At 68.0% G+C, this 6,476-nt stretch carries 6 protein-coding genes; 4 read left to right on the plus strand and 2 right to left on the minus strand.

Features of this window, described 5'->3' with window-relative positions; genetic code table 11:
- Nucleotides 1-170: 170 nt before the first annotated feature.
- Nucleotides 171-854 (minus strand): hypothetical protein, encoded by a 684-nt coding sequence (locus tag U9980_RS00295; protein WP_322766180.1) that lies wholly within the window; start codon nucleotides 852-854, stop codon nucleotides 171-173.
- A 678-nt stretch (nucleotides 855-1,532) separates the two neighbouring features.
- Between U9980_RS00295 and rplM the strand changes: the two genes are divergently transcribed.
- The 4 genes from rplM to glmS all read left to right on the plus strand — a co-directional run bounded on the left by rplM (nucleotide 1,533) and on the right by glmS (nucleotide 5,768).
- Nucleotides 1,533-1,976, plus strand: a complete 444-nt coding sequence (rplM, locus tag U9980_RS00300) for a 50S ribosomal protein L13 (RefSeq protein WP_322766181.1) — start codon at nucleotides 1,533-1,535, stop codon at nucleotides 1,974-1,976.
- Nucleotides 1,977-2,010: 34 nt separating this feature from the next.
- Nucleotides 2,011-2,418 carry a 30S ribosomal protein S9 gene (gene rpsI, locus U9980_RS00305; RefSeq protein ID WP_322766182.1) on the plus strand — a complete coding sequence of 136 codons (408 nt, stop codon included), beginning with the start codon at nucleotides 2,011-2,013 and terminating at the stop codon, nucleotides 2,416-2,418.
- A gap of 25 nt (nucleotides 2,419-2,443) precedes the next feature.
- Nucleotides 2,444-3,790, plus strand: coding sequence for a phosphoglucosamine mutase (glmM, locus tag U9980_RS00310; RefSeq protein ID WP_322766183.1), 1,347 nt, complete (start codon nucleotides 2,444-2,446; stop codon nucleotides 3,788-3,790).
- Nucleotides 3,791-3,884: 94 nt separating this feature from the next.
- The gene (gene glmS, locus U9980_RS00315; protein ID WP_322766184.1) at nucleotides 3,885-5,768 is read left to right on the plus strand and encodes a glutamine--fructose-6-phosphate transaminase (isomerizing); all 1,884 of its coding nucleotides are present in this window, start codon (nucleotides 3,885-3,887) and stop codon (nucleotides 5,766-5,768) included.
- A gap of 92 nt (nucleotides 5,769-5,860) precedes the next feature.
- On the opposite strand, the gene U9980_RS00320 is transcribed toward glmS, so the two are convergent.
- Nucleotides 5,861-6,400 carry a hypothetical protein gene (locus U9980_RS00320; protein WP_322747185.1) on the minus strand — a complete coding sequence of 180 codons (540 nt, stop codon included), beginning with the start codon at nucleotides 6,398-6,400 and terminating at the stop codon, nucleotides 5,861-5,863.
- Nucleotides 6,401-6,476: the final 76 nt, after the last annotated feature.

Genomic DNA, 6,476 nt, shown 5'->3' on the forward strand with positions numbered 1-6,476 from the left:
TTGTTCGGGGGGTGTCGGATGCCGGGTGGATGCGTCGCGAGGCGGAGGAGGCCCAGGTAGCGGTGTTCTACCTGGGCTGACGACAACGACGCGAGGCGCCGCCTGGCGCCGGCAGACCCTGGACGAACTTCCGGCGGCGACCACTAAGGCCAAAGGGTACGCGACGATCGTCAGTGCGGCCCGTGGCCGGTGAGGCCGCGTCGAAAGATCGGCTCGGTGGCAAGTAGCGCGAGATCGTGGCTGGCGGTGCTCAACGCGGGGTCAGCACCTGCTCCCTGGCTACCGTCGGTGTAGGCGAGCTGCAGCACGATCAGGTAATGGCCGCTGACCCGCGCGTTCCGCCACGAGTTGTCGCCGGTCGGATTCGTGACCACCGCGCCGGGCAGAGCATCCGCCGGCACCGCCACGGCCGGTACGCCACCCTGGCCGGCAGCGATCACGCTTGCCGCCTTCGCAGCGGTAGTCGCGTCGTCGAGAACGAGAACGGACACCGCTGCCAGCACCCGGCGTCCGGACGTCTCCGATTCACTCAGATACACCGCGTGGACGAGCTGCCGGCACCGGTCGCCGGGCAGCGCGGTAGCGAGTTCACCGGTGAGACCCGGGCACCCGACCTCCAGCGTGGATGCGAGCCGCCGGTAGGAACGAAGATCGAGAGTGGCACGGTCGGCGGCGAAGAACTCGCTGGCTGTGACCGGGTCGGAATCCGTCCGCGCGCTTTCGATGAAACCGGGGCTGACCAGCCCCGGGCCTGCCGTTGCCACCGACGGCGAGGCCCGCCGGCTGCTGCGGCTGTCATGCTTGGCGACGATGGCGACAGAGGCGATCACCAGGGCAGCCACAATGCCCGCCACTGTGATCAACCTAGCGATGTAACCCCGGGTCACGGGACGAACGGGGGCCGGCGGGCGGCGCGCATCATCCTGCGCGTCCAGATCCTGGATAGGCACCAACGCGCCGTCGGTTGCCGCAGCCGATGTGGCCGGGGGCGCTGAGTCCATTGCTGCCGGTCCGGTTGCTGCCGGTCCGGTTGGTGCCGGCTCGGCTGCTGCCGGCCCGGGGATTGCCGGATTTGGCATGCCCGGATCCGGCATGCCCGGATCCGGGACGGAGCTGCCGGCGTCGGGGGTCCATACCGGCCGGCGGATCGAGGACGGCAATCCACGCAGCGGGCCGAACAGCGGGTCGTCGGCGGGCGGGGCCCACAGATCGCCGGGATGTTCGAGGGCGTCCCCCGAAACGCCGGGTGAACGTTCTGGCGGTTTCTCATCCACCTGCCGCAGACTACGGCGTGCTCGGTGGATCTTCATCGGCTGCCGATCAGTTCGCAGACCTCGCCGGCCGGCTGCGTCGTCCGCCTGGTAACCTCAAGGACTAGCCGGCCAAAGGCGATGCGATCAGCGGTCTTTTCGCGTCATCGGCGGCCTCGGAGGACCTAACGCTCATGACGGGTTGCGAGATCCAGGCGTCAAGCGGCGTGAGCGGCCCGACGGCACAATCGAACGCATCCGCTGACAAGAAAAGGCAGACCTGTGCGCACGTACCAGCCCAAGCCCACGGACATCCAGCAAGCCTGGCATGTCATCGATGCCACGGACGTGGTGCTCGGCAGGCTGGCCAGCCAGGCCGCTCAACTGCTGCGAGGCAAGCACAAGCCGACATTCGCGCCGCACATCGACACCGGTGACTTCGTCATCGTCGTGAACGCGGGCAAGGTCGTCCTGAGTGGTAACAAGCGCGAGCAGGCCCAGTATCACCGACACTCCGGCTACCCTGGCGGTCTGCGCAGCACCTCTTATGGGACACTGCTCGACACGCGGCCCCAGGTCATCGTCGAGAAGGCGATCAAGGGCATGCTGCCGAAGAGCAAGCTGGGTAGGGCACAGGGCACCAAGCTCAAGGTCTACGCGGGGCCAATCCATCCCCACCAGGCTCAGCAGCCCCATCCGTTCGAAATCATCCAGGTCGCGCAGTAAGCCGCGGACCATCTGACCAGGAAGGACAGACGACGTGGCTGTCGTGACCGACGCCCAGGGCAACCCTCGTGCCACCGGTCGGCGCAAGGAGGCTGTTGTCCGGGTACGCCTGCTGCCGGGCAGCGGCAAATGGACGCTCAACGGGCGTTCCCTGGAGGAGTACTTCCCCAACAAGGTTCACCAGCAGCTTGTCAACGAGCCGCTCAAGGCGTTGGACCGCGCCGAGTCCTACGATGTGGCTGCACGCCTGCACGGTGGCGGCGTCTCCGGCCAGGCCGGCGCACTTCGCCTTGCCCTTGCGCGGGCGCTGACCGTTGCCGAGGAGGAATCCCGTCCGATACTGAAGAAGGCGGGCTTCCTGACTCGTGATCCCCGGGTCAAGGAGCGTAAGAAGTACGGCCTGAAGAAGGCTCGGAAGGCACCTCAGTACAGCAAGCGCTGACGCGCTGACCTCGCGGGATCTCGAAGTGGCGAGGCTCTTCGGTACCGATGGCGTGCGCGGGGTCGCCAATGTCGATCTCACCGCCGAACTGGCATTGGCGTTGTCGGCGGCGGCTGTGGGGGTGCTCACCGAGCACCGCGTTGCTGGCAGCGGGCGCCCGGCCGTAGTGGTAGGCCGTGACACCCGGCCGTCCGGGGAATTCCTGGAGGCCGCGGTCGTCGCCGGTCTCGCGTCGGCCGGCGCGGACGTCCTGCGGATCGGTGTCGTGCCCACACCGGCGGTGGCTCATGCGGTGATCAGCTCGAACGCGGCCCTCGGCGTGATGCTCTCGGCGAGCCACAACCCGATGCCGGACAACGGCATCAAGTTGTTCGCGGCTGGCGGGCACAAGCTCCCGGACGAGATCGAGGACGAGATCGCCGAACGTCTCACGGGTCCCGCGTCGACCCGTCCCACCGGCGCGGCGATCGGGCGGGTCCGTGACGACGGTGGTCTCGTGGAGAGCTACACGGACTTCCTGCTGGCGACCGTGCCCGTCCCGCTGACCGGGCTTCGGGTCGTGGTCGACTGTGCGCAGGGTGCCGCGTCCCTGTTGGCGCCGCGCGTGTTGCGCACGGCCGGTGCCGACGTGATCGCCCTGCATTCCGACGGGGACGGGACCCGGATCAACGACGCCTGTGGCGCGACCCACATGGAATCGCTGCGGGCCGCCGTGGTGCAACACGGCGCTGACGCCGGCATGGCGCACGATGGGGACGCCGACCGTTGCATCGCCGTCGACGCCAATGGTGAGGTCGTTGACGGCGACCAGATCCTCGCGCTGTGCGCTCTTGCGCTGCGTGAGCGTGGCCAGCTTGCCGACAACACCCTCGTGGTGACGGTGATGTCGAACCTCGGCCTGCATCATGCGATGCGGGACGCCGGCATCGAGGTGATCACGACCCCCGTTGGTGACCGTTACGTGCTTGAGGTCATGCGTGAGCGGGGACTGTCCCTCGGTGGGGAGCAGAGCGGTCATGTCGTCTTCCTTCGCCACGCGACGACCGGGGACGGGTTGCTCACGGCGTTGCAGGTGCTGGGCCGGATGGCCGAGACCGACCGCCCGTTGGCGGAGCTGGCGAAGGTCATGACACGGCTGCCGCAGGTGTTGGTGAACGTCCGGGGCGTCGACCGGTCGAAGGTTGCCACCTCAGCTGAGTTGGCCGCGGCGGTGGCGGCGGCCGAGGCTGAACTGGGCGATGAAGGTCGGGTTCTGCTGCGTCCGTCAGGCACCGAGCCCCTGGTACGGGTCATGGTGGAGGCACCGACCACCGCCCAGGCGCAAGCGGTGGCCGCACGCCTGTCCGCGATCGTCCAGAGCGCCCTCGGCTAAGAGCGCCCGGCAACGGACCCTTTGCCATTCGACGCATCCACCCAAACAGGTGTGGCAGCGCTCGCACACTTCCTCGGTTGCGTACCCTGACCGCATGTGTGGGATCATCGGGTACATCGGCGGACAGTCGGCGCTGGATGTCGCTCTTGCGGGGCTGCGCCGCCTGGAGTATCGAGGCTACGACTCGGCGGGCATTGCAGTGGTCGCTGACGGCCGGCTACGTGTTGTGCGCAAGGCCGGCAAACTGGCGAATCTGGAGAAAATGCTGGGCGAGGCGGACACCGGCCTACCCGGGACCACCGGCATCGGCCACACCCGCTGGGCGACGCACGGCGGTCCGACGGACGTCAATGCACATCCGCACACCGACTGCACGGGCGCCATCGCTGTGATTCACAATGGGATCATCGAGAACTTCGCGAGTCTGCGGGCCGGCCTGGAGAGCGGCGGGCATGAGCTGACCAGCGAGACCGACACCGAGGTGGTCGCACACCTTCTCGAGATCGAACTCGCTGGGATGGCCGCTGCCGGCGGTGATGCAACGGCGGGTGTGAGCCCGCTCAGCGAGGCGCTACGGCGGGTCTGCGGCCGATTGGATGGCGCCTTCACACTCGTCGTCGTGCATCGTGATCATCCAGACGTGGTGGTGGGTGCGCGCCGCAACAGTCCGCTGGTCGTGGGCCTGGGTGCGGGTGAGACCTTTCTGGCCAGCGACGTCGCGGCGTTCATCGCGCACACCCGCAGCGCGTTGGAGATCGGGCAGGACCAGGTGGTCGAGGCCCGCCGCGACGGGGTTACCATCATCGACTTCGCCGGCGGCGTTGTCGAGGGCCGCCCATACCATGTGAACTGGGATGCCAGCGCCGCGGAAAAGGGCGGTTTTCCTTATTTCATGCTGAAGGAGATCAGCGAGCAGCCGACGGCGCTCGCGGACACGCTGCGTGGACGTCTGTCGAACGCCGGCGAGATTGTTCTGGACGAGGAGCGCCTTTCCACCCAGGACTTCCGTGACGTCGACAAGGTCTTCATCGTCGCCTGCGGCACGGCTTACCATGCCGGGCTGATCGCCAAGTATGCGATCGAGCACTGGACGCGGCTGCCGTGCGAGGTCGAGATGGCCTCGGAGTTCCGCTACCGCGACCCGGTCCTCGACCGTTCAACCCTGGTGATCGCCATCAGTCAGAGCGGCGAGACGCTGGACACCCTGATGGCGGTCAAGCACGCACGGGAGCAGAAGGCCAGGGTGCTGGCGATCTGTAACACGAACGGGTCGACCATCCCACGGGAGTCCGATGCCGTGCTCTACACCCGGTGTGGCCCGGAGGTCGGTGTCGCTTCGACCAAGACCTTCCTCGGCCAGGTCGCCGCGTGTCTGCTGGTCGGCCTGTACCTCGCACAGGCCCGCGGTGTCCTCTACGGCGACGAGGTCGCGCGGTACGTCGAGAAACTGCAGACCACCCCGATGCTCGTGCGCGAGACCCTGGCCACGGTCGAGCCGATAAGGGCGCTTGCGCGCACTCTGGTCGACGCCAAGGCGGTGCTGTTCCTCGGCCGCCATGTCGGTTACCCGGTGGCGCTGGAAGGCGCTCTCAAGCTCAAGGAGCTCGCCTACATGCACGCCGAGGGCTTTCCGGCAGGCGAGCTGAAGCACGGGCCGATCGCGCTCATCGAGCCGGGTCTGCCGGTGGTGATCGTGGTGCCGTCCCCGCGGGGCCGTTCACACCTGCATGGGAAGATCGTTTCCAACATCCAGGAGGTGCGTGCCCGCGGAGCGCGAACCATTGTGATCGCCGAGGAGGGTGACACCGTGGTCGAACCCTACGCGGAGCATCTGATCCGGGTACCGGAAACACCGACCCTGTTCGCGCCGCTGGTGACGACGCTGCCGCTGCAGGTCTTCGCGTGCGAACTGGCCCTCGCCCGCGGCCTCGACGTCGACCAGCCGCGCAACCTCGCCAAGTCGGTCACCGTGGAATGACGCCTGGCAATACAGTGCGGTGGCATCGGCGCCCGGCGCCCGGCGCCCGGCGCGCGTCGATGCCGGCCCGCCGGCATGGTCGGCCGGTCGGGTCAGTCGGTCGGGTGCGGGCGTCGCCAGCGGGTCGCGGCCTCCCGCAGATCCATCGCCAGGACGTCGTTGACGGCGGCGAGGTCGACAACCAGGTCGACCAGGCCTGGTCCGTCGAGGCTCTCGAGGAAGTCCCGCAGGTCGATCGGCTGGCCGTCGGCGTCGTAGAAGCCGTCGTCGGTGCTGTCGAAGTCGTCGTCGTCCTCACCGGGGTCGATCGCCCCGGTGGCCACGAGGGCGAGTGCGACGGCGTGCGCGCAGAACTGTTCGACGGCACCGGTCGGACACGTACAGGTCGACCCCGGCGTCCCATCGATCACTGACAGCTGGGTCTGGGTGGGTTGGTCACCGTCCACGGTGCCGGACGCACTGCTCGGTCGGATCCGCAGGTCACCGACTCGTCCCTGCAACGCGAGGGCGACGCCGCGGGTGAACTCGCCCAGGCCCGCGAGGCGAGCGCACTCGTCCTCGTCGAAAACGGCGTGCAACGGGGTGATGGCGATGTCGTCATGTCCGTTTGGCCCCGACTGGTTGACGATCATCGGGCAATTCTACGAGACCTGCGCTCGGCGGGCGCAGGGTCCTGGCACCTCGGGCCGTGGCTCACGTCTGCCACCC

Origin of the sequence: Protofrankia sp. Cr1 (genome assembly GCF_963555865.1) — a bacterium.
Lineage (GTDB): Bacteria > Actinomycetota > Actinomycetes > Frankiales > Frankiaceae > Protofrankia.

Coding starts and splice junctions, on each gene's coding strand:
- U9980_RS00320 (WP_322747185.1), bottom strand. CDS start 6,400: ATGATCGTCAACCAGTCGGGGCCAAACGGACATGACGACATCGCCATC.
- glmS (WP_322766184.1), top strand. CDS start 3,885: ATGTGTGGGATCATCGGGTACATCGGCGGACAGTCGGCGCTGGATGTC.